Raw genomic sequence first — 22,245 nt, 5'->3', positions numbered from 1 at the left:
ATGGGATGATGTCGTTTATGAAGGGACGAGTCCTTGTCGTCGATGACGACACCGCACTGGCCGAGATGCTCGGCATCGTGTTGCGTGGTGAAGGTTTTGAGCCGTCTTTCGTAGCCGACGGCGACAAGGCGCTGGCCGCCTTCCGTGACGCCAAGCCCGACCTGGTGCTCCTGGACCTCATGCTGCCCGGACGGGACGGCATCGAGGTGTGTCGCCTGATCAGGGCGGAGTCCGGGGTGCCGATCGTGATGCTCACGGCGAAGAGCGACACCGTCGACGTCGTGGTCGGCCTCGAGTCGGGCGCCGACGACTACATCGTGAAGCCGTTCAAGCCAAAAGAACTGGTGGCGCGGATCAGGGCGCGGCTGCGCCGTTCGGAGGAACCGGCACCCGAGCAGCTCTCGATCGGCGATCTCGTCATCGACGTCGCCGGTCACTCTGTGAAGCGGGAAGGCATGTCGATCGCGCTGACGCCGCTGGAGTTCGACCTGCTGGTCGCTCTGGCGCGCAAGCCGTGGCAGGTCTTCACCCGTGAGGTCCTGCTCGAGCAGGTGTGGGGCTACCGGCACGCGGCGGACACCCGTCTCGTCAACGTGCACGTCCAGCGACTGCGCTCCAAGGTCGAGAAGGACCCGGAGCGCCCGGAGATCGTGGTGACCGTCCGAGGCGTCGGATACAAGGCAGGACCGAGCTGACATGTCATGGGACAGTGCCGCTTCGGCGTCCGCTGAGCTGGGGGATCGTTCGGGGCGGCCTGTCGGCCGGAAGATGAGGGGCTCCCGCTGGGAGCGGTTCTTCGAAGGAGGACTGCTCCAGGGCGGGGTCCAGGGCAGTCCGGTTCTCCGGCTGCTCATACGCTGGGTGCGCCGTCCGCTGCTGCCCGTGATGCGGCTGTGGCGGCGCAACATCCAGCTCAAGATCGTAGCGACGACGCTGCTGATGTCGATGGGCGTCGTCCTGCTGCTCGGCTTCGTCGTGATCGGGCAGGTCCGCAACGGCCTGCTGGACGCCAAGGTGCGGGCCTCCCAGAGCCAGGCCACCGGCGGCTTCTCGGTGGCCAAGCAGAAGGCGGACTCCGCGGCGACGGCGAACGGCGACGACGGCGCCGCCACGGACGGACGGTCGAAGAACGTCAGCCAGTGGATGACCGACCTCGTCGTGTCCCTGTCCAGTGGCGGACAGGGCGCGTTCGACGTGGTCACCCTCAACTCCACCGCCTCGGGCGACGGCAGCGGCGGTCTCGCACCCCGGTACTCGGGCCAGGTGGACCCGACCGTGAGCGTCCCCGAGAACCTGCGCGCCCGGGTCGACAAGAGCACCGCGGCGGCGCAGAGCTACACCCGTGTGGTCTACAAGGACGGCCGGGAGTCCCAGCCGGCGCTGGTCATCGGCAAGCAGGTCAGCGACCCCAACGGGGACGCGTACCAGCTCTACTACCTCTTCCCGCTCACGCAGGAGGAGAAGTCGCTGAGCCTGGTCAAGGGCACCCTCGCGACGGCCGGACTGTTCGTCGTGGTGCTCCTCGGGGCCATCGCCTGGCTCGTGGTGCGCCAGGTCGTGACACCGGTGCGCATGGCGGCCGGGATCGCCGAGCGGCTCTCCGCCGGACGCCTCCAGGAACGTATGAAGGTCACCGGCGAGGACGACATCGCTCGTCTGGGCGAAGCCTTCAACAAGATGGCGCAGAACCTCCAGCTCAAGATTCAGCAGCTCGAGGATCTGTCGCGCATGCAGCGGCGGTTCGTCTCCGACGTGTCGCACGAACTGCGTACTCCCCTGACCACCGTGCGGATGGCCGCCGACGTCATCCACGACGCGCGCGTGGACTTCGACCCGGTGACCGCGCGGTCGGCTGAACTCCTCGCCGACCAGTTGGACCGCTTCGAGACGCTGCTCGCCGACCTGCTGGAGATCAGCCGGTTCGACGCGGGCGCGGCGGCCCTGGAGGCCGACGCGATCGACCTCAGGGAGGTCGTACGACGGGTGGTCGGCGGAGCCGAGCCGCTCGCCGAGCGCAAGGGCACCCACATACGTGTCGTCGGCGACCAGCAGCCGCTGATCGCCGAGGCGGACGCCCGGCGGGTCGAGCGGGTGCTGCGCAACCTGGTCGTCAACGCCGTGGAGCACGGCGAGGGCAAGGACGTCGTCGTCAAGCTCGCCGCGGCGGGCGGAGCGGTCGCGATCGCGGTCCGCGACTACGGCGTCGGGCTCAAGCCCGGCGAGGCGACCCGCGTGTTCAGCCGCTTCTGGCGGGCCGACCCGGCACGCGCGCGTACCACCGGCGGAACGGGTCTCGGCCTGTCCATCGCCCTGGAGGACGCACGGCTGCACGGCGGCTGGCTGCAGGCCTGGGGCGAGCCGGGCGGCGGTTCGCAGTTCCGGCTGACCCTGCCGCGCACCGCCGATGAGCCGCTCAGGGGATCACCGATACCCCTGGAACCCAAGGACTCCCGGCGCAACCGCGGACTCGACGACGCCGGGCTGCCGCACGGCGGCGCCACGAAGCGCGCCACGGTTCCCGTACAGCAGGCCGGGTCCGCGGCGGATCCGATACCGCCGCGCGGGGCCATGGCCCCCCGGCTGGCCGGGGCCTCGCCCACGGCCGATCCGACGGCGCTGCCCGGCAACGGCGCCCGCGTGGTGCCCCGGCCCGCCGGGGCGCTGCGGCGCCAGGAGGAGACATCCGGCACCGGCCGGGAACGGACCGCGCAGGAGCGGGGGCGGGACGGCGAGACGCCGGAGGAGCTCGGACATGGGGAGGCATTTCGTGGGCGCTGACCGCGGGGGGAACGGCATCCGCGGACGCCGTTCGGCAAGCGTCATGGTGTACGCCGGGTGTGGCGCCCTGCTGCTGGCGGGGTGCGCCTCGATGCCGGACAGCGGGGATCTGCGCGGGGTGGAGTCCACCCCGCGCCAGGACTCGCAGGTCCGCGTCTACGCGATGCCGCCGCATCCCGGTGCCTCGGCGGCGGAGATCGTCCAGGGCTTCCTGGAGGCGCTGACCAGTGACGACGCCAAGTACGAGACGGCCGGCAAGTACCTCACCGACAGCGCGCGCAAGACGTGGGACCCCTACCGTTCGACGACGGTCCTCGCGGACGCGCCGGAGCCGGTGGGAGCGCCCTCCGGGACCAAGGAGGGCAGCCGCGACGTCCTGTTCCGGCTGAACGGGTCCAAGGTCGCCACCGTGGACGCCTGGCACGCGTACGGGCCGGACGCCGGCCAGTACAGCGGATCGGTGCATCTGACGAAGCTCAAGAGCAACAAGCAGTGGCGTATCGACGGGCTGCCGCAGGGCGTCGTGATGGGTGCGTCGGACTTCCAGCGCAACTACGTGTCCGTCAACAAGTACTACTACGCGTCGAACGGACCCTCCGGGGCCGACCGCCCCCTGGGAGTCGTCGCCGACCCGGTCTACGTGCGCGCGCAGGTGGACCCGATGACGCAGATCGTGCGCGCCCTGCTGAAGGGGCCCACGACGTGGCTGGACCCGGTGGCCAGGTCGAGTTTCCCTTCGGGCACCGAGCTGAAGAACAGCGCCGTGTCGCTGTCGCCCGACGACCGCAACAGCGTCACGGTGCCGCTGAACAAGCGGGCCGACCGGGTCGGAAGCGCCAAGTGCCGGGAGATGGCCGCGCAGATCCTCCTCACCCTGCGGGATCTGACCCCCACCGGTGTCGACGAGGTGGAGCTCCAGCGGTCCGACGGCTCGCAGCTCTGCGCGCTGACCAAGGCCAAGGCCGAGAGCGTCGCCTCGCACGGCACGGGCGAGCACCCGGAGTACCAGTACTTCATCGATCACGAGCAGCGGCTCGTACGGATGCCCGGCGGCAACCGCGACAAGAAGCCCGAGCCGGTGCCCGGTGCGCTGGGCGAGGGCGACAAGAAGCTGCGGGCGGCCGCGGTCTCGCGGGACGAGGACACCGCCGCCGGAGTGTCGGCCGACGGCCGGAACCTGTACGTCGGGTCGCTGGTGCCGGGCGGTTCGCTCGCCGAGCCGGTGGTGCGCAGCCAGGGCAGGACGGCCGACGACCGGCTGACGACGCCGAGCTGGGACACGCACGGTGATCTGTGGGTGGCCGACCGGGACCCGAAGAACCCCAGGCTGCTTCTGCTGCGCAAGGGCGCGGGCGAGCCCGTCGTCGTGCAGGCGCCGGAGCTCGACGGGCGCATCGAGGCGGTGCGGGTGGCCGCCGACGGTGTGCGCGTCGCGCTGATCGTCGAGAAGGACGGCAAGAGCTCGCTGCAGATCGGACGGATCGAGCGGGGCGGCGGCGACGATCCCGACGGCGCGTTCATCGTCGGACTGGGTTCCGTGGCGCCCCAGCTCGAGGAGGTCACGGCCATGTCCTGGGCCGGGGACAGCCGCCTGGTGGTGGTCGGCAGCGAGAAGGGTGGCGTGCAGCAGATGCAGTACGTCCAGGTCGACGGCTCCACCCCGCTGGGGACCTCGCCCTCCGCGCTGGCCAACGTCAAGGAGATCGCCGCGTCGGAGGACGAGCAGTTGCCGCTGGTGGCGCACTCGGAGGCGGACGGGATCGTGCGGCTGTCGGCGGGAGAGCAGTGGCAGAAGGTGGTCCAGGACGGGACGGCGCCGGTCTATCCGGGGTAGTGCCGTGTGCGTCCGTGCCGCTCAGGTGGGCCCGTCCGGTTTTCCGGGCGGGCCCACCGCCGTTTCGGGAGCGGTCGGGTACAGCCGTCCACAGGCGGTTCTCCGCCCTTCTCCGCGGTTTTCCACAGGGGTGGCCGAGGGGGCCGGGCGTTGGCACAGTGGTGGCCATGCGGGGGTGGTGGCGGGACCTCACGGATCTGGTGCTGCCGGCCGAGTGCGGAGGCTGCGGGACGCCTCGCACGGTGCTCTGTCCCGAGTGCCGTGCCGCCCTGACGGGGGCCGCACCGTGCCGGGTGCGACCGGTGCCCGAGCCGGCGGGGCTGTCCGTGGTGCACGCGGCAGCTCCCTACGGGGACGAGGTGCGGGCCATGCTCCTCGCCCACAAGGAACGGGGTGCGCTGGCGCTGGCGGCACCCCTGGGCGCGGCCCTCGCGGGGGCTGTGCGGGCAGGTCTGGGGCCCGCGGGGCGTCCTGGACCACTTGGTCCGGGAGGGCGGCCCGTGGCTCCGCAGGCACCACAGAGGTTCGGGAAGGGGGACGTGTGGGGAGAGCTGGGGTCCGGGAGGAGGGACGTGCGGGGAGAGCGGGCCGGTCCGGGCGGCTGCGGTACGCGGATACGGGAGACCGGAGCCGGTACCGGCGGTGTGGCGGTCCGGGAGACCGGAGCCGGTACCGGCGGTGCGGCGGTCCGGGAGGCCGGGGCGGGGCGCGGGCCCGTGCTGCTGGTGCCGGTGCCGTCGGCTCGGTGGGCGGTCCGGGCGCGGGGTCATGATCCGGTGCGGCGGATCGCGCTCGCGGCGGCGCGGGAGCTGCGGCGCTCCGGAACACCGGCCCGGGTGCTCGGTGTGCTGCGGCAGCGGCGTGCCGTGGCCGACCAGTCGGGGCTGAACTCCCGTCAGCGGGCGGCGAATCTGGCCGGCGCCCTGGAGGTCGTCGCCGGGGGCGGGCGGCTGCTGGCCGAGGGCGGGCGGGTCGTGCTGGTGGACGACCTGATGACGACGGGGGCCTCGCTGGCGGAGGCGGCCCGGGCGGTGCGCACGGCGCAGTCGGGTGTGCGGGCGCTGGGATGGACGGGTGAGAGGACGGTAGGTGCGGAGGTGTTCGGGCGGATCGGGGGTAGGGAGCACGCCGAAGGAAGGAGCGGCGACATGGTCTGCTCGGCCGTGATCGCGGCGCCGCCGGACGCCTTCGAAATAAACCGGAACTGACCGAGAACTTGCATCGTTGCAGGTAACGAGAGGGTCAATTCACCTGAACGGAGGTACGTATCAGTAGAGGGTGACGACATCCGTCCGGGCGAGATATGTTCGGTTGTGAGGCAATGGCGCAGGCCGTACCTCGCGCATCCGAGTGCCGAAGCGTGACTTTCCGGCAATCACCCGCATCGGTGGGGTGGAGATCTTGTCCTTGGGGGAGGAGGAGGTGAAAGTCACCGAGTCCGAGGTTCCGGGGCTCACCGGAGCCTGGTGCAAAAGGGAGATGCTCCGCCAGTGGAGCGGGGCTATCCGGGAACGGAGTTCTGCGTGGACATCGTCGTCAAGGGCCGCAAGACCGAGGTGCCTGAGCGGTTCCGCAAGCACGTGGCCGAGAAGCTGAAGCTGGAGAAGATCCAGAAGCTCGATGGCAAGGTGATCAGCCTCGACGTCGAGGTGTCCAAGGAGCCCAACCCCCGACAGGCCGACCGCAGTGACCGGGTGGAGATCACGCTCCACTCCCGCGGGCCTGTGATCCGGGCGGAGGCAGCGGCAAGCGACGCGTATGCAGCACTCGACCTGGCCGCGGACAAGCTCGAGGCCCGGCTGCGCAAGCAGCACGACAAGCGCTACACCCGCCGTGGCAACGGCAGGATCTCGGCGGCCGAGGTCGCCGACGTCGTCCCGGGGGCCGCGACCCTGAACGGCAGCGGTGACGTCGTCCACGACGAGGAGCCGGACGCCGTACCCACCAAGAAGATCGGCTCTCTCGAGATCATGGGGGAAGGCCCCTGTGTCGTCCGGGAGAAGACCCACGTGGCCGCACCCATGACGCTCGACCAGGCGCTCTACGAGATGGAGCTGGTCGGGCACGACTTCTACCTCTTCGTCGACTCCGAGACGAAGGAGCCCAGCGTCGTCTACCGGCGCCACGCGTACGACTACGGGGTCATCCACCTCAGCACGGACCCGATGGTCACCCAGGGCGGAGCGGACGCGCCGGGTGGCGCGCTCGGCGGCTGACCGTCTCCGGTGACGGATGAGCCGGTGCCCCTGGAGCGCGAGTGCGCCCCCAGGGGCACCGGTGTGCGACCACTTCACGCCCCGCTCCGTCACCCCGCCGCCGTCCGGACGTGGAATCATGGCCGCACCGGCCCAACCGGTGGGTCGTTGCCTTGGGTTGGCGATGCCACGGAAACACAGGCCACGGCCTTCAGGGGGAGGAACGATGGCGGACAGCTTCGGACCGATGCGTGCCGGCGGCACCGGCGACGGAGTCGTCGCCTCCGGCCTGAGCGGGGGTCCTTCACGCGAGGAGCCCATCAGGGTTCTCGTCGTCGACGACCACGCCCTCTTCCGCCGCGGTCTGGAGATCGTGCTCGCGGCCGAGGAGGACATCCAGGTCGTCGGTGAGGCGGGGGACGGGGCGGAGGCGGTCGACAAGGCCGCCGACCTGCTGCCCGACATCGTGCTGATGGACGTACGGATGCCCAAGCGCGGCGGTATCGAGGCGTGCACCTCCATCAAGGAGGTGGCCCCCAGCGCGAAGATCATCATGCTGACGATCAGCGACGAGGAGGCCGACCTCTACGACGCGATCAAGGCGGGGGCGACCGGTTACCTCCTCAAGGAGATCTCCACGGACGAGGTGGCCACGGCCATCCGCGCTGTCGCCGACGGGCAGTCGCAGATCAGTCCGTCGATGGCCTCGAAGCTCCTCACCGAGTTCAAGTCGATGATCCAGCGCACGGACGAGCGCCGGCTGGTGCCCGCGCCCCGGCTCACCGACCGTGAGCTGGAGGTCCTCAAGCTGGTGGCCACGGGGATGAACAACCGTGACATCGCCAAGGAGCTGTTCATCTCCGAGAACACCGTGAAGAACCACGTCCGCAACATCCTGGAGAAGCTGCAACTGCACTCCAGGATGGAGGCCGTGGTCTACGCGATGCGGGAGAAGATCCTCGAGATCCGCTAGGCGTCACCCCCGGACGCTGTCCGACGGCTCCGCCGGGTGTCAGCCCAGGATGCGCGCGAGTTCCGCGGTCAGCGGTTCGCGCAGGTCCGGGGCGTCCACCCGCTCGACCCGCACCGACGTGCAGTCCACCCAGTCCGCGGCCTCCGCCAGGGCCTGGGCCACCGCGGGGACCGCCTTCGCGCCGTCCAGGGTGACCTGCCGGGCGATCAGCGTGCGGCCCTCCCGCGCCGGGTCGACCCGGCCGACCAGCCGGCCGCCGGCGAGCACCGGCATCGCGAAGTAGCCGTGGACCCGCTTCGGCTTGGGCGTGTACGCCTCCAGGCGGTGGGTGAAATCGAAGATCCGCTCCGTGCGCGCCCGCTCCCAGATGAGGGAGTCGAACGGCGACAGGAGCGTCGTGCGGTGACGGCCGCGCGGGACCGTCTCCAGCGCCGCGGGGTCCGCCCAAGCGCTTCCGGCCGCTCTCGCGCCGGCGCCTCCCGCCCCGCCCTTGCCGCCCGGGGCCTTGCCCCAGCCCTCCACCGTCACCGCGACCAGACCCGAGTCCGCGATCACCGCGTCGACCTGTTCCAGCTTGAGACGGTGGTAGTCGGCGATGTCCGCTCGGGTGCCGACACCGAGGGACTGTCCGGCCAGGCGCACCAGACGGCGCAGGCACTCCCGGTCGTCCAGTTCGTCGTGCAGCAGGGCCTTCGGGACGGCCCGCTCCGCGAGGTCGTAGACCCGCTTCCAGCCGCGCCGCTCGACGCACACCACTTCGCCGTACATCAGCGCGCGTTCGACGGCCACCTTCGTGCCCGACCAGTCCCACCACTCGCTGGTCTTCTTCGCCCCGCCCAAGTCCGTGGCCGTCAGCGGGCCTTCGGCGCGGAGCTGCTTGACGACCTGGTCGTAGGCGCCGTCCGGCAGGTCGTGGTTCCAGTGCGGGCGGGCGCGGTAGGCGCGGCGGCGGAACGCGAAGTGCGGCCACTCCTCCACGGGCAGGATGCAGGCCGCGTGGGACCAGTACTCGAAGGCGTGCGGCGCCGGGGGTGTCCCGTCGGAGGGCGCGGAGGTCCAGTACGCCTGCTCCACGGTCTTGCGGCCGACGGCGCCGAGCCGGGCGTACGGAATGAGCTCGTGCGACCGGGCGAGGACGGAGATCGTGTCGAGCTGCACCGCGCCGAGGTGCCGCAGGACTCCCCGGACGCCCGCCCGGCGGTCCGGGGCGCCCAGGAAACCCTGCGCCCGCAGAGCGATTCGGCGGGCTTCGTCCGCGGAGAGTTCGGTGGTGGGACGCGGAAGACTCGTCATGCCCACACGTTAGGCGGTGCCACTGACAACCGGGGCGCGCACGGACGGACCGCGGCGGCTCGTGGTCGCGCGCCGGGAGCCGGACCCGCGCTCACCTGGCCGGCAGGTACGGAGCCGTCGACGGCAGGCCCAGGTCCGACGGGAGCAGCGAGCCCACCCAGCAGTCCCGGCGTACGCCCTTGTTGTTGAGGGCCGAGCGCAGGGTTCCCTCGATGGTGAAGCCGGCGCGTTCGGCGACCGCGCGGGATCCGGCGTTGCCGACCTCGGCGCGCCACTCGACGCGGTCGACGGACAGGTCGGTGAAGGCCCAGCGGGAGGCGGCGACGGTGGCCTCGGCGGTGTAGCCGTTGCCGCGGTGCTCCTTGGTCGCCCAGTACCCGACTTCGCCGACGCCCAGGGAGCGCATCGTGATGGAGAGCATCCCGACCAGTTCCCCGGAGGGAAGGAAGACCCCGAAGGCGAAGGCCGAGCCGTCCGCCCAGCCCTCGGGCACGATCTGGTCCGTGAAGCCCGACGCGTGCTCGCGCAGATAAGGGGAGGGGATGGTGGTCCAGCGCTGGATGTCGAGATCCTGGGCGGCCTCGAAGACGGCGTCGGTGTCGTCCACGTCCACGGGGCGCAGGACGAGACGGTCGGTGGTCAGCGTGACGGGGTCCATCGGGCGATTCTGCTCGGGCAACCGGAAGGATGCCATTCCTTTGCCCTGCGTGACCGGTTCGCTACTTTTCGCTGAGCGAACGCGGCACCTTCGGCGACCCCTGTCCGTTGTCCTGGTGGCTGTCACCGGCAGACCTCCCGGCGCGGTGTGGTCCTCGCTTACGATGGCCGTTGCTCAAGCTGTGATTTGAAACTGTCATTGAAACCGACCGTCCCAGGCCCGACCGGCAAGGAGACAAACCCCCGTGTCCGTCCTCTCGAAGATCATGCGTGCAGGCGAAGGCAAGATCCTGCGCAAACTGCACCGCATCGCGGACCAGGTCAACTCCATCGAAGAGGACTTCGTCGACCTCTCCGACGCCGAGCTGAGGGCCCTCACCGATGAGTACAAGCAGCGGTACGCCGACGGCGAGAGCCTCGACGACCTGATGCCCGAGGCCTTCGCGACCGTCCGCGAGGCGGCCAAGCGCGCCCTTGGCCAGCGTCACTACGACGTCCAGATCATGGGTGGCGCCGCGCTCCACCTCGGCTATGTCGCGGAGATGAAGACCGGTGAGGGCAAGACCCTCGTCGGCACCCTGCCCGCTTATCTGAACGCCCTCTCCGGAGCCGGCGTCCACCTCATCACGGTCAACGACTACCTGGCCGAGCGCGACTCCGAGATGATGGGCCGCGTCCACAAGTTCCTCGGCCTCGAGGTCGGCTGCATCCTCGCCAACATGACTCCGGCCCAGCGCCGCGAGCAGTACGCGTGCGACATCACGTACGGCACGAACAACGAGTTCGGCTTCGACTACCTGCGCGACAACATGGCGTGGTCCCAGGACGAGCTCGTCCAGCGCGGCCACAACTTCGCGATCGTCGACGAGGTCGACTCGATCCTCGTCGACGAGGCCCGTACGCCGCTGATCATCTCCGGCCCGGCCGACCAGGCCACCAAGTGGTACGGCGACTTCGCCAAGCTGGTCACCCGCCTGAAGAAGGGCGAGCCCGGCAACCCCCTGAAGGGCATCGAGGAGACCGGCGACTACGAGGTCGACGAGAAGAAGCGCACCGTCGCCATCCACGAGCCCGGCGTCGCCAAGGTCGAGGACTGGCTGGGCATCGACAACCTCTACGAGTCGGTGAACACCCCGCTCGTCGGTTACCTGAACAACGCCATCAAGGCCAAGGAACTGTTCAAGCTGGACAAGGACTACGTCGTCATCGACGGCGAAGTCATGATCGTCGACGAGCACACCGGCCGTATCCTCGCCGGCCGCCGCTACAACGAGGGCATGCACCAGGCGATCGAGGCGAAGGAAGGGGTGGACATCAAGGACGAGAACCAGACCCTCGCCACGATCACCCTCCAGAACTTCTTCCGCCTCTACAAGCGCCACGACCACAACGGCAAGGAAGTGCCCGGTCTCTCCGGCATGACCGGTACCGCGATGACCGAGGCCGCCGAGTTCCACCAGATCTACAAGCTCGGTGTCGTCCCGATCCCGACCAACCGGCCGATGGTCCGCAAGGACCAGTCCGACCTGATCTACCGCACCGAGATCGCGAAGTTCGAGGCGGTCGTCGACGACATCGTCGAGAAGCACGAGAAGGGCCAGCCGATCCTCGTCGGTACGACGTCGGTCGAGAAGTCCGAGTACCTCTCGCAGCAGCTCTCCAAGCGCGGCGTCCAGCACGAGGTGCTGAACGCCAAGCAGCACGACCGGGAGGCGACGATCGTCGCCCAGGCCGGCCGCAAGGGTGCCGTCACCGTCGCCACGAACATGGCCGGCCGCGGTACGGACATCAAGCTCGGCGGCAACCCCGAGGACCTCGCCGAGGCGGAGCTGCGCCAGCGCGGCCTCGACCCCGAGGAGCACATCGAGGAGTGGGCGCACGCCCTGCCCGCCGCCCTGGAGCGGGCCGAGGCGGCCGTGAGGACCGAGAAGGACGAGGTCCACGACCTCGGTGGTCTCTACGTGCTCGGCACCGAGCGCCACGAGTCGCGGCGTATCGACAACCAGCTCCGCGGTCGTTCCGGCCGTCAGGGCGACCCGGGCGAGTCCCGCTTCTACCTCTCCCTGGGCGACGACCTGATGCGTCTGTTCAAGGCGCAGATGGTCGAGCGCGTCATGTCGATGGCCAACGTGCCGGACGACGTGCCGATCGAGAACAAGATGGTCACCCGCGCCATCGCGTCCGCGCAGTCGCAGGTCGAGCAGCAGAACTTCGAGACCCGCAAGAACGTCCTGAAGTACGACGAGGTGCTCAACCGGCAGCGCGAGGTCATCTACGGCGAGCGCCGCCGCGTCCTGGAGGGCGAGGACCTGCAGGAGCAGATCCTGCACTTCATGGACGACACCATCGACGCCTACATCGCGGCCGAGACCGCCGAGGGCTTCGCCGAGGAGTGGGACCTCGACCGGCTGTGGGGCGCCTTCCGGCAGCTCTACCCGGTGAAGGTCACCGTCGACGAGATGGAGGAGGAGGCGGGCGACCGTGCCGGTCTGACCGCCGAGTTCATCTCCGAGTCCATCAAGGACGACATCCACGACCAGTACGCGGCCCGCGAGGAGCAGCTCGGCTCCGAGATCATGCGTGAGCTGGAGCGCCGGGTCGTGCTGTCGGTCCTGGACCGCAAGTGGCGTGAGCACCTCTACGAGATGGACTACCTCCAGGAGGGCATCGGCCTGCGTGCGATGGCCCAGAAGGACCCGCTGGTCGAGTACCAGCGCGAGGGCTTCGACATGTTCAGCGCCATGATGGACGGCATCAAGGAGGAGTCCGTCGGCTACCTGTTCAACCTGGAGGTCCAGGTCGAGCAGCAGGTCGAGGAGGTCCCGGTCGAGGACTCGGCGCCGTCCCTGGCCAAGCAGGAGGCGGTCCCCGCGGGTGCGGGCGCGGCGCGCCCCGAGATCCGCGCCAAGGGCCTCGACGCCCCGCAGCGGCCGGACCGGCTGCACTTCTCCGCGCCGACCGTGGACGGCGAGGGCGGCATCGTCGAGGGCGACTTCGCCAGCGACGAGCCGGTGCGGTCCGAGGCGGACGGCCTCACGCGCGCGGAGCGCCGCAAGGCCCAGAAGGGTGGCGTGCGCCGCCGCAAGAAGTGAGTGAGGGTCGCGTGCGGCGGGCAGTGCCGCCGCAGGCGACCGGATGACGCGGGAAGGGCCGGACACCTGGTGTCCGGCCCTTCCCGCGTCCGGAGACCTCCGGCCCGGACCCTGCGGACGTTTCCGGGGCCATGGTGCGGACGTCCCGGGGCCGTGGTGCGGACGTCGCCGGGCCGTGTGCGGACGTCCCCGGGGGCGTGGGCCGGGCTGGGGCGGACTTCGATCAGTCGTGGGGGTGGGGTGTGCGGGGGATGCCGAGTTCGATCGCCGTGCAGCGCCAGCGGAGGTCGGGGCCCTGCTCCAGCCGGAAGGCCATGGCGCGGAGCTGGTCGCCGGCGCCGATGCGGGCGAAGGCCTCGACGGCGTCCGGGCGGGCGACGTAGTAGCCGATGTCCCGGACGACGGGGCGGGCGCCGCGGGTGCGCAGCGGGCCGCGCTCGGCGAGCCGGACCAGTTCGTCGTAGGCCCGGCCCGCGGTGTGGCGCAGCATGCAGTGGACGGGGCGGGCGCCGCTCAGCACGGCCAGCAGCCGCTCGGCGAAGACGTCGGTGGGACGGGGCCCCGGAGCGGGGCGTACGGGAGCCCCGGCCGCCGCCGTGGCGGGCGTCCCGGCCGCTCCCGCCGCCAGGACGCCCGTCCGGGCTTCTCCGCCGGTCCTGCCCTCCCGGCCGGTCCCGGCCGCCTCCCTCAGCCGTGGCGTGCCCGTCCGGGCTTCTCCGTGCGGTGGGCCCGCGGAGGGGGCGGGAGCCGGGGTCGTGTCCTGGGGCGGGGTGCCGGTCGGGCGTCGGGCGGGGGTGCCCGTGCCCGGGGTGCGCGGTGGGGCGCCGCCGGGGCGGCGGGAGTCCTGACGGCCGGGCGGACGGGTGCCCGGGTGGCGCCTGGTCCTCGTCATCACCTTGTTCATGCGTCGTCCCCGCTCGTCGTCCGGACCGGCGATACCCGCCGGTAACTTTCGTGTCGGGGATCTTGTACGAGCCGGGAGGAGGCCGGCGCAAGGACGGCGGGCGCGCGCCACGGCCGCAGGAAAGATCACCTATCAGGGTGGCCCGGAGGCGCGGAGCCCTTGGCGGCGAGGGGGAGTACCGGGTGAATCGCGGGCCTCGGGTGGACGCCGCGACGGGTGCGGCCGGGGCCTCGAAAGGGGACGCCCGCACGTATCCTGAAGACCCTCCCCGGAGGCGCGGGACGGCCCTCCCCGGAGTGCTCGCACCGCGTGACCCTCGGAGCCCCGACTACGAAAGCGGCCAGCCATGCGCGTCTACGTCCCCCTGACCCTCTCCGGTCTCGCCGAGGCGTACAAGACGGGAGAGCTGCAGACGGGACCGTTCACCGCGTACGCCGTCACGCCCGCCCTGCGCGAGTGGTACGTCTCCGACGACATCGAGGAACTGGAGTACGCGGCGCTGAGCCGCGCGGCACTGGCCTCGCTGCGGCTGCTGGCCATCGACCAGGAGGCCGTGCGGCGCCGGGTCGTCGTCGCGGTCGACGTCCCGGACCGGGTGGCGGCGGCCGACCCCGACCGGGGACTCGACCCCGCGGCGCTCGGCGAGGTGCGGGTCTCCCAGGACGTGACCCTGGCGAAGGCGGCCGCCGTGCACGTCGACGCGGACGACGCCGAGACGGACGTGACCGCGGCCGCGGCGGCGCTCGGCGCGGCGGACGCGGGCGACGACGACGCCCAGTTCGTGGTGGACGGTGCCGAGGACCACGAGCTGCTGTGGTTCGCCACCCAGGAGATCCCGGGCCTGGTCGGACTCGGGGAGTAGCCGCCCCGTTCCCGCCCGGGACGACGCGTTGTCGGTGGCGGCGGGTACTTTTTCCGTATGGGGAAGCAAGGAAACGCGCACATTGTGTGGGACTGGAACGGCACGCTGTTCCACGACAATGACGCGATCATCGGGGCGACGAACGCCGCGTTCGCCGAGCTGGGGCTCGAGCCGATCACCTTGGAGCGGTACCGGGCGATGTACTGCGTGCCCGTGCCCAGGTTCTACGAGCGGCTGATGGGCCGGCTGCCGACGGACGCCGAGTGGCAGATCATGGACGACACCTTCCACCGGTACTACGCCGAGCACCGCAGGGCGTGCGGGCTCACCGACGGCGTGCCCGCGCTGCTCGCCGGATGGGAGGCGGCGGGCCGCAGCCAGTCCCTCCTGAGCATGTACGGGCACGAGGAGCTGGTCCCGCTGGTGCGGGGCTTCGGCATCGAGCCGCACTTCCTGCGGGTCGACGGGCGGACCGGGCCCTCCGGCGGCAGCAAGGCCGAGCACATGGTGCGCCACCTCGCCGCCCTCGCCGGTGTCGAACCGGGCCGCGTGGTGGTCATCGGCGACGCGGTGGACGACGCGACGGCCGCGCGGCACGTCGGTGCCGGGGCCGTCCTCTACACCGGTGGCTCCCACAGCCGCGTCAGCCTGGAGGAGGCGGGCGTTCCCGTGGTGGACAGCCTGGAGGAGGCCGTCGAGGAGGCCGGCAGACTGGCGGCCTGAGGCCTCCGCCCGCCTCCCGGACAGGACACGGAGAGCCCTCGGCCCACCGAGGGCTCTCCCGGACGGCCCGAAAGGCGCCGCCCCCGGTCAGCTCACCGGGGCCTTCGAGCGCAGAACCTTGAGGAACTCGCGCATCCAGGCGGAGTGGTCCGGCCAGGCGCGGGCGGAGACCAGTGTCCCGTCGACGACGGCCTCCGCGTCCTGGAAGGTCGCGCCCGCCGCCTGCATGTCGAGCTCCAGCGCGGGATAGGCCGTGACGCGGCGCCCGCTCAGGCTGTCCACGGCCGCGGTCAGCAGCGGCCCGTGACAGATCTGGGCCACCGGCTTGTCCGCGTCGAAGAAGGACTTCAGGATCTTGCGGAGCTCCAGGTCGTTGCGGAGGTACTCCGGGGCGCGCCCGCCGGGGATGACCAGGGCGACGTACGCTCCGGGGTCGACCTCCGCGAACGCCAGGTCCGCGGGCCAGGTGTAGCCGGGCTTCTCGGTGTAGGTGTCGAAGCCGGGTTCGAAGTCGTGGACCACGAACTGCAGCTTCTTGCGGGTCGGGGCCGCGATGTGGACCTCGTACCCCTCTTCGAGCAGACGCTGGTAGGGGTAGAGGACCTCCAGCGACTCCGCCGCGTCGCCGGTGACAATGAGGATCTTCGGTGCCATGGTGCTGCGCTCCCGTCGGCCGTCCTTGCGCGTCGCGTTCACCGTCCCCGTCAACCTGCCTCCGGGGGAGGTTCTTGCCAAGGGGCGGAACACGGTCCGTAGGACGACGGTAGCCCGCAGTCGGCCCGTACTGCATGCCGTCGCCCTGTTCGTCCCTGTGCATAGTGTCAAAGTTCCACCCCCGGTTTTGTACACATACGGCTCATGACGACCCCCCGGTCGGGGGCGATAGCCTGGTGGCGTGATCAGCGCGATATCTCGCGGGGGCATCGTCGCCCCTGCCCCGCGCCCGGAGCGCACGGACGACATCCGTGACCGGGCGTCGATCGCTGATCTTCACGGACGGGACGGGACCACGGCGACGGCCGTGTGCGCGAGCGGAAACGCGGCGAGCGCCCACGGCAACGCGATCCGTACGCCGACGGCACCCGGGGAACGGACGTCGGCGAGAGCGGCGTCACACTCCCCGGGACGGCCCAGAATGGCCGATACCGCCCCGCTCGTCTCCCCTTGCGGCATAGCGTCGAACCAGACCGGACACCCCGCGTCACGGCGTTGCGTCGGAAGCGACGAGACCGTATTTCCTTCAACGTCACGCAACGGCGCGCGACAGGAGCCAGAGGACAATGCAGACCAAGCTGGACGAAGCCAAGGCCGAGCTGCTCGAGAGGGCTGCCCGGGTAGCTGAGAACAGCCCGGTCGGGGGGCACCTACCGACTGGGACGACGGGCGAGGGCACCCCCGACCGGGACACCGTGCTCGCGTTCCTCCAGCGCTACTACCTGCACACGGCCCCGGAGGACCTCACCGACCGCGACCCGGTCGATGTCTTCGGAACGGCCTTCTCCCACTACAGACTGGCCGAGACACGCCCTCAGGGCACGGCCAACGTGCGCGTGCACACACCCACCGTCGAGGAGAACGGCTGGACCTCCAGCCACTCCGTCGTCGAGGTGGTCACGGACGACATGCCCTTCCTCGTGGACTCGGTGACCAACGAGCTGTCCCGCCAGGGACGCGGCATCCACGTCGTCATCCACCCGCAGTTCGTCGTCCGGCGCGACCTCACCGGCAAGCTCATCGAGGTGCTGCCCGCGCGGCCCTCCGCCGAGGACCTGCCGCACGACGCGCACGTCGAGTCCTGGATCCACGTCGAGATCGACCGGGAGACCGACCGCGCCGACCTGAAGCAGATCACCGCCGACCTGCTGCGCGTCCTGTCCGACGTCCGTGAGGCCGTCGAGGACTGGGAGAAGATGCGCGACGCGGCGCTGCGGATGGCCGAGGAGCTCCCCACCGAGCCCACCGCCGACGATCTGCGCGACCAGGAGGTCGAGGAGGCCCGTGAGCTGCTGCGCTGGCTCGCCGGCGACCACTTCACCTTCCTCGGCTACCGCGAGTACCAGCTCCGCGACGACGACTCGCTGGCCGCCGTCCCCGGCACCGGGCTCGGCATCCTGCGCTCCGACCCGCAGCACGGCGAGGACAGCCACCCGGTCAGCCCGTCCTTCGAGCGGCTGCCCGCCGACGCCCGGGCCAAGGCCCGCGAGCACAAGCTGCTGGTCCTGACCAAGGCGAACAGCCGCGCCACCGTGCACCGGCCCTCGTACCTGGACTACGTCGGCGTCAAGAAGTTCGACGAGAACGGTGAGGTCATCGGGGAGCGCCGCTTCCTGGGCCTGTTCTCCTCCGCCGCGTACACCGAGTCCGTGCGCCGGGTGCCCGTCGTCCGCCGCAAGGTCGACGAGGTCCTGCGCGGTGCCGGGTTCTCGCCCAACAGCCACGACGGACGCGATCTGCTCCAGATCCTGGAGACGTACCCGCGCGACGAGCTGTTCCAGACGCCCGCCGACGAGCTCCGCGCGATCGTCACCTCCGTCCTGTACCTCCAGGAGCGCCGCCGGCTGCGGCTCTACCTGCGCCAGGACGAGTACGGCCGCTACTACTCGGCCCTCGTCTACCTCCCGCGCGACCGCTACACCACCGGTGTGCGCCTGCGGATCATCGACATCCTCAAGGAAGAGCTCAACGGCACCAGCGTCGACTTCACGGCCTGGAACACCGAGTCGATCCTGTCCCGGCTGCACTTCGTGGTCCGGGTCGAGCCCGGCACCGAGCTGCCGCAGCTCTCCGACTCCGACAAGGAGCGCATCGAGGCCCGCCTCGTCGAGGCCGCCCGTTCCTGGGCGGACGGCTTCGCGGAGGCGCTGACCGCCGAGTGCGGCGAGGAGCGCGCCGCGGAACTGCTGCGCCGGTACGGCAACGCCTTCCCCGAGGGCTACAAGGCCGACCACTCCCCGCGTTCCGCCGTCGCGGACCTGGTCCACCTCCAGGCGCTCGGCGATGAGCCCCGCAAGGACTTCGCGCTCAGCCTGTACGAGCCGGTGGGCGCGGCGCCCGGCGAGCGCCGCTTCAAGATCTACCGCACCGGCGAGCAGGTCTCGCTCTCCGCGGTCCTGCCCGCCCTGAACCGCATGGGCGTCGAGGTCACCGACGAGCGGCCCTACGAACTGCGCTGCTCGGACCGTACGACCGCGTGGATCTACGACTTCGGGCTGCGCCTGCCCAAGTCCCTGAACGGCAACGGCGACTACCTCGGCGACGACGGCCGCGAGCGGTTCCAGGAGGCGTTCGCCGCCACCTGGACCGGCCAGGCCGAGAACGACGGCTTCAACGCCCTCGTGCTGAGCGCCGGGCTGAACTGGCGGCAGTCGATGGTGCTGCGCGCCTACGCGAAGTACCTGCGCCAGGCCGGCTCCACGTTCAGCCAGGACTACATGGAGGACACCCTCCGCAACAACGTCCACACCACCCGGCTGCTCGTCTCGCTGTTCGAGGCGCGGATGTCGCCGGAGCGCCAGCGCGCCGGGGTCGAACTCACCGACGCGCTGCTCGAGGAGCTGGACGCGGCCCTCGACCAGGTCGCCTCGCTGGACGAGGACCGGATCCTGCGGTCCTTCCTCCACCTGATCAAGGCCACCCTGCGCACGAACTTCTTCCAGCAGGCTGCCGACGGCAAGCCGCACGAGTACGTCTCGATGAAGTTCGACCCGACGGCCATCCCCGACCTCCCGGCGCCGCGCCCGGCGTTCGAGATCTGGGTGTACTCGCCCCGCGTCGAGGGCGTGCACCTGCGCTTCGGCAAGGTCGCGCGCGGCGGTCTGCGCTGGTCCGACCGGCGTGAGGACTTCCGTACGGAGATCCTCGGCCTGGTCAAGGCGCAGATGGTCAAGAACACCGTCATCGTGCCGGTCGGCGCCAAGGGCGGCTTCGTCGCCAAGCAGCTCCCCGACCCGTCCGTGGACCGCGACGCGTGGCTGGCCGAGGGCATCCGCAGCTACCGGACCTTCATCTCCGCGCTGCTCGACATCACCGACAACATGGTGGCCGGCGAGATCGTCCCGCCCGCCGACGTCGTCCGGCACGACGAGGACGACACCTACCTCGTGGTCGCCGCCGACAAGGGCACGGCGACGTTCTCGGACATCGCCAACGAGGTCGCCCAGTCGTACGACTTCTGGCTCGGCGACGCGTTCGCCTCCGGCGGCTCGGCCGGATACGACCACAAGAAGATGGGCATCACCGCCCGCGGTGCCTGGGAGTCCGTGAAGCGGCACTTCCGGGAGCTCGGCGTCAACACCCAGACGCAGGACTTCACCGTGGTCGGCGTCGGCGACATGTCCGGCGACGTGTTCGGCAACGGCATGCTGCTCTCCGAGCACATCCGCCTGGTCGCCGCGTTCGACCACCGGCACATCTTCATCGACCCGACCCCGGACGCGGCCACCTCGTACGCCGAGCGCCGCCGTCTGTTCGAGCTGCCGCGCTCCTCGTGGGCGGACTACGACACCGAGCTGATCTCGGCCGGTGGCGGCGTCTTCCCGCGCAGCGCCAAGGCCATCCCGGTCAACGCGCACATCCGCGAGGTCCTCGGCATCGAGTCGAACGTCGTGAAGATGACGCCGGCCGACCTGATGCGGGCGATCCTCCAGGCGCCCGTCGACCTGCTGTGGAACGGCGGCATCGGCACGTACGTGAAGTCGTCCGCCGAGTCGCACGCCGAGGTCGGCGACAAGGCCAACGACGCGATCCGTGTCGACGGCGCCGACCTGCGCGTCAAGGTCGTCGGCGAGGGCGGCAACCTGGGTCTGACCCAGCTCGGCCGGATCGAGTTCGCCCAGCACGGCGGCAGGATCAACACCGACGCCATCGACAACAGCGCCGGTGTGGACACCTCCGACCACGAGGTGAACATCAAGATCCTGCTCAACGCGGTGGTGGCCAACGGCGATCTGACCGTCAAGCAGCGCAACAAGCTGCTCGCCGAGATGACCGACGAGGTCGGCGCCCTGGTGCTGCGCAACAACTACGCGCAGAACGTGGCGATCTCCAACGCGCTGGCCCAGTCCCCGAGCATGCTCCACGCCCAGCAGCGCTTCCTGCGCCACCTGGTCCGCGAGGGGCACCTCGACCGGGCCCTGGAGTTCCTGCCCACCGAGCGCCAGATCCGCGAGCGGCTCAACGCCGGCCAGGGCCTGACCGGTCCCGAGACGGCGGTCCTGCTCGCGTACACGAAGATCACGGTCTCCGTCGAGCTGCTCGCCACCTCGCTGCCCGACGACCCGTATCTGCAGAGCCTGCTGCTCGCGTACTTCCCGACGGCGCTGCGCGACCAGTTCCGCGAGCAGATCGAGGGGCACGCGCTGAGCCGGGAGATCGTGACGACCGTCCTGGTCAACGACACGGTCAACACGGGCGGTACGAGCTTCCTGCACCGTCTGCGCGAGGAGACGGGCGCCTCGCTGGAGGAGATCGTCCGGGCCCAGACCGCGGCCCGCGCGATCTTCAACTCCAGCGCGGTGTGGGACGCGGTGGAGGCGCTCGACAACTCCGTCGCCGCCGACGTGCAGACCCGGATCCGGCTGCACTCGCGCCGCCTCGTGGAGCGCGGCACGCGCTGGCTGCTCAACAACCGGCCGCAGCCGCTCCAGCTCGCCGAGACGATCAGCTTCTTCAGCGACCGTGTGGAGCAGGTCTGGTCGGAGCTGCCCAAGCTGGTCCGCGGCGCGGATCTGGAGTGGTACCAGCAGATCTACGACGAGCTGTCGGACGCCGGTGTGCCGGACGAACTCGCCACCCGCGTGGCCGGGTTCTCCTCCGCCTTCCCGGCGCTGGACATCGTCTCGGTGGCCGACCGCACGGGCCAGGACCCGATGGCCGTCGCCGAGGTCTACTACGACCTCGCCGACCGTCTCGGCATCACGCAGCTGATGGACCGCATCATCGAGCTGCCGCGCGCCGACCGCTGGCAGTCCATGGCCCGCGCGTCGATCCGCGAGGACCTGTACGCGGCCCACGCGGCCCTGACCGCCGACGTCCTGGCGGCGGGCGACGGTACCTCCACTCCCGAGCAGCGCTTCGAGGCCTGGCAGGAGAAGAACACGGCGATCCTCGGCCGGGCCCGCACGACCCTGGAGGAGATCCAGGGCTCGGACTCGTTCGACCTCGCCAACCTGTCGGTGGCGATGCGGACGATGCGGACGCTGCTGCGCTCGCATTCCTGAGCGGTACGTGAACGGGGGCGCCCCGAGCCGGTCATGGCTCGGGGCGCCCCCGTTCCGTGTGCGCGGGAGGCGGGGTTCTTGCCCGTTTCCGGTGATTCTCCGAAGAAACTCCGGCTCGCGATTTACCTATACCTGGTAAATAGGACATTTAGCTTAAGGTGGCCTCGACCGACGGACAGACCTGTGGAGGATCCGGACCCGTGACAGTGCATCTCTCCGAGGGCCGGGCTCCCCTCGCGACCCTGCCCGCCCCCGTCGTCCGCCCCCGCTCCGTCCCGAGTGTCCCGAGGGCCCGCCGGCTCGCCCTGGAGGTCGCCCGGTTCGCCGTCGTCGGCGGCAGCGGGGTCGCCGTCAACATCCTCTTCTTCAATCTTGCGCTGCACGGCCTCAGGTGGGCCCCGATGGCCGCCACGGTGGTCGCGAGCTGTGTCGCCATGGGGACGAACTACCTCGGCTTCCGCTACTTCGCCTACCGGGACCGGGCCTCGCGCACCCGGCGCCAGATCGTCCTCTTCTTCGCGTTCAGCGGGCTCGGCGTCGCCATGGAGAGCGTCCTGTTCTATGCCGGCTATCAGGGGCTCGGCATGAGCGGCCCGCTCGGCTCGAACATCGCCAAGGCGCTGTCGATCGTCCTGGCCTCGGCGTTCCGCTTCGTGGTGTACCGGACGTGGGTGTTCCAACACGCGAAGAACGGGCGATAGCGCCCCAAAACGGTC

General features: G+C 70.6%; 15 protein-coding genes. 11 read left to right on the top strand and 4 right to left on the bottom strand.

Features of this window, described 5'->3' with window-relative positions; translation table 11 throughout:
* The first annotated feature begins 5 nt into the window (after positions 1 to 5).
* From mtrA to ACZ4TO_RS15090, 6 genes are all read left to right on the top strand, one after another.
* On the top strand, positions 6 to 695 hold the full coding sequence (gene mtrA / locus ACZ4TO_RS15115) for a two-component system response regulator MtrA (protein WP_192582811.1): 690 nt from the start codon (positions 6 to 8) through the stop codon (positions 693 to 695).
* Position 696: 1 nt separating this feature from the next.
* Entirely contained in the window at positions 697 to 2,778 is a 2,082-nt protein-coding gene (gene mtrB / locus ACZ4TO_RS15110; protein WP_385048863.1) for an MtrAB system histidine kinase MtrB, read from the top strand.
* The gene (locus ACZ4TO_RS15105; RefSeq protein WP_468024344.1) at positions 2,768 to 4,612 is read left to right on the top strand and encodes an LpqB family beta-propeller domain-containing protein; all 1,845 of its coding nucleotides are present in this window, start codon (positions 2,768 to 2,770) and stop codon (positions 4,610 to 4,612) included. Before mtrB ends, ACZ4TO_RS15105 begins: the two co-directional genes overlap by 11 nt.
* Positions 4,613 to 4,779: 167 nt before the next feature.
* The gene (locus ACZ4TO_RS15100) at positions 4,780 to 5,820 is read left to right on the top strand and encodes a ComF family protein (protein WP_468024343.1); all 1,041 of its coding nucleotides are present in this window, start codon (positions 4,780 to 4,782) and stop codon (positions 5,818 to 5,820) included.
* A gap of 315 nt (positions 5,821 to 6,135) precedes the next feature.
* A complete protein-coding gene (hpf, locus tag ACZ4TO_RS15095) occupies positions 6,136 to 6,828 on the top strand; it encodes a ribosome hibernation-promoting factor, HPF/YfiA family (protein ID WP_382790406.1) in 693 nt (230 codons plus the stop codon).
* A 205-nt stretch (positions 6,829 to 7,033) separates the two neighbouring features.
* On the top strand, positions 7,034 to 7,780 hold the full coding sequence (locus ACZ4TO_RS15090) for a response regulator (RefSeq protein WP_382790403.1): 747 nt from the start codon (positions 7,034 to 7,036) through the stop codon (positions 7,778 to 7,780).
* Between the two features lie 39 nt (positions 7,781 to 7,819).
* Here the strand turns inward: ACZ4TO_RS15090 and ACZ4TO_RS15085 are convergent, their stop codons facing one another.
* A complete protein-coding gene (locus tag ACZ4TO_RS15085; RefSeq protein WP_468024342.1) occupies positions 7,820 to 9,073 on the bottom strand; it encodes a winged helix-turn-helix domain-containing protein in 1,254 nt (417 codons plus the stop codon).
* Between the two features lie 91 nt (positions 9,074 to 9,164).
* A complete protein-coding gene (locus tag ACZ4TO_RS15080) occupies positions 9,165 to 9,731 on the bottom strand; it encodes a GNAT family N-acetyltransferase (RefSeq protein ID WP_468024341.1) in 567 nt (188 codons plus the stop codon).
* A gap of 244 nt (positions 9,732 to 9,975) precedes the next feature.
* Between ACZ4TO_RS15080 and secA the strand changes: the two genes are divergently transcribed.
* Positions 9,976 to 12,822, top strand: a complete 2,847-nt coding sequence (gene secA, locus ACZ4TO_RS15075; RefSeq protein ID WP_385048877.1) for a preprotein translocase subunit SecA — start codon at positions 9,976 to 9,978, stop codon at positions 12,820 to 12,822.
* A gap of 223 nt (positions 12,823 to 13,045) precedes the next feature.
* Here the strand turns inward: secA and ACZ4TO_RS15070 are convergent, their stop codons facing one another.
* Entirely contained in the window at positions 13,046 to 13,726 is a 681-nt protein-coding gene (locus ACZ4TO_RS15070; RefSeq protein WP_382790391.1) for an Rv3235 family protein, read from the bottom strand.
* A 346-nt stretch (positions 13,727 to 14,072) separates the two neighbouring features.
* On the opposite strand from ACZ4TO_RS15070, the gene ACZ4TO_RS15065 reads away from it, so the two are divergent.
* Complete coding sequence (locus ACZ4TO_RS15065) at positions 14,073 to 14,588, top strand: DUF6912 family protein (protein ID WP_382790388.1); 516 nt, start codon at positions 14,073 to 14,075, stop codon at positions 14,586 to 14,588.
* 57 nt (positions 14,589 to 14,645) lie between these two features.
* Positions 14,646 to 15,311 (top strand): HAD family hydrolase, encoded by a 666-nt coding sequence (locus ACZ4TO_RS15060; RefSeq protein WP_382790386.1) that lies wholly within the window; start codon positions 14,646 to 14,648, stop codon positions 15,309 to 15,311.
* Positions 15,312 to 15,398: 87 nt separating this feature from the next.
* Here ACZ4TO_RS15060 and ACZ4TO_RS15055 read toward each other — a convergent pair whose 3' ends face one another.
* Positions 15,399 to 15,965 (bottom strand): DJ-1/PfpI family protein, encoded by a 567-nt coding sequence (locus ACZ4TO_RS15055; RefSeq protein ID WP_382790383.1) that lies wholly within the window; start codon positions 15,963 to 15,965, stop codon positions 15,399 to 15,401.
* 626 nt (positions 15,966 to 16,591) lie between these two features.
* On the opposite strand from ACZ4TO_RS15055, the gene ACZ4TO_RS15050 reads away from it, so the two are divergent.
* The gene (locus ACZ4TO_RS15050) at positions 16,592 to 21,529 is read left to right on the top strand and encodes an NAD-glutamate dehydrogenase (protein ID WP_382790380.1); all 4,938 of its coding nucleotides are present in this window, start codon (positions 16,592 to 16,594) and stop codon (positions 21,527 to 21,529) included.
* A 200-nt stretch (positions 21,530 to 21,729) separates the two neighbouring features.
* Complete coding sequence (locus ACZ4TO_RS15045; protein WP_382790378.1) at positions 21,730 to 22,230, top strand: GtrA family protein; 501 nt, start codon at positions 21,730 to 21,732, stop codon at positions 22,228 to 22,230.
* Positions 22,231 to 22,245 lie beyond the last annotated feature (15 nt).

The organism is Streptomyces sp. NPDC028298 (assembly GCF_055565895.1).
This window is presented reverse-complemented; position numbering and strand designations above follow the sequence as displayed.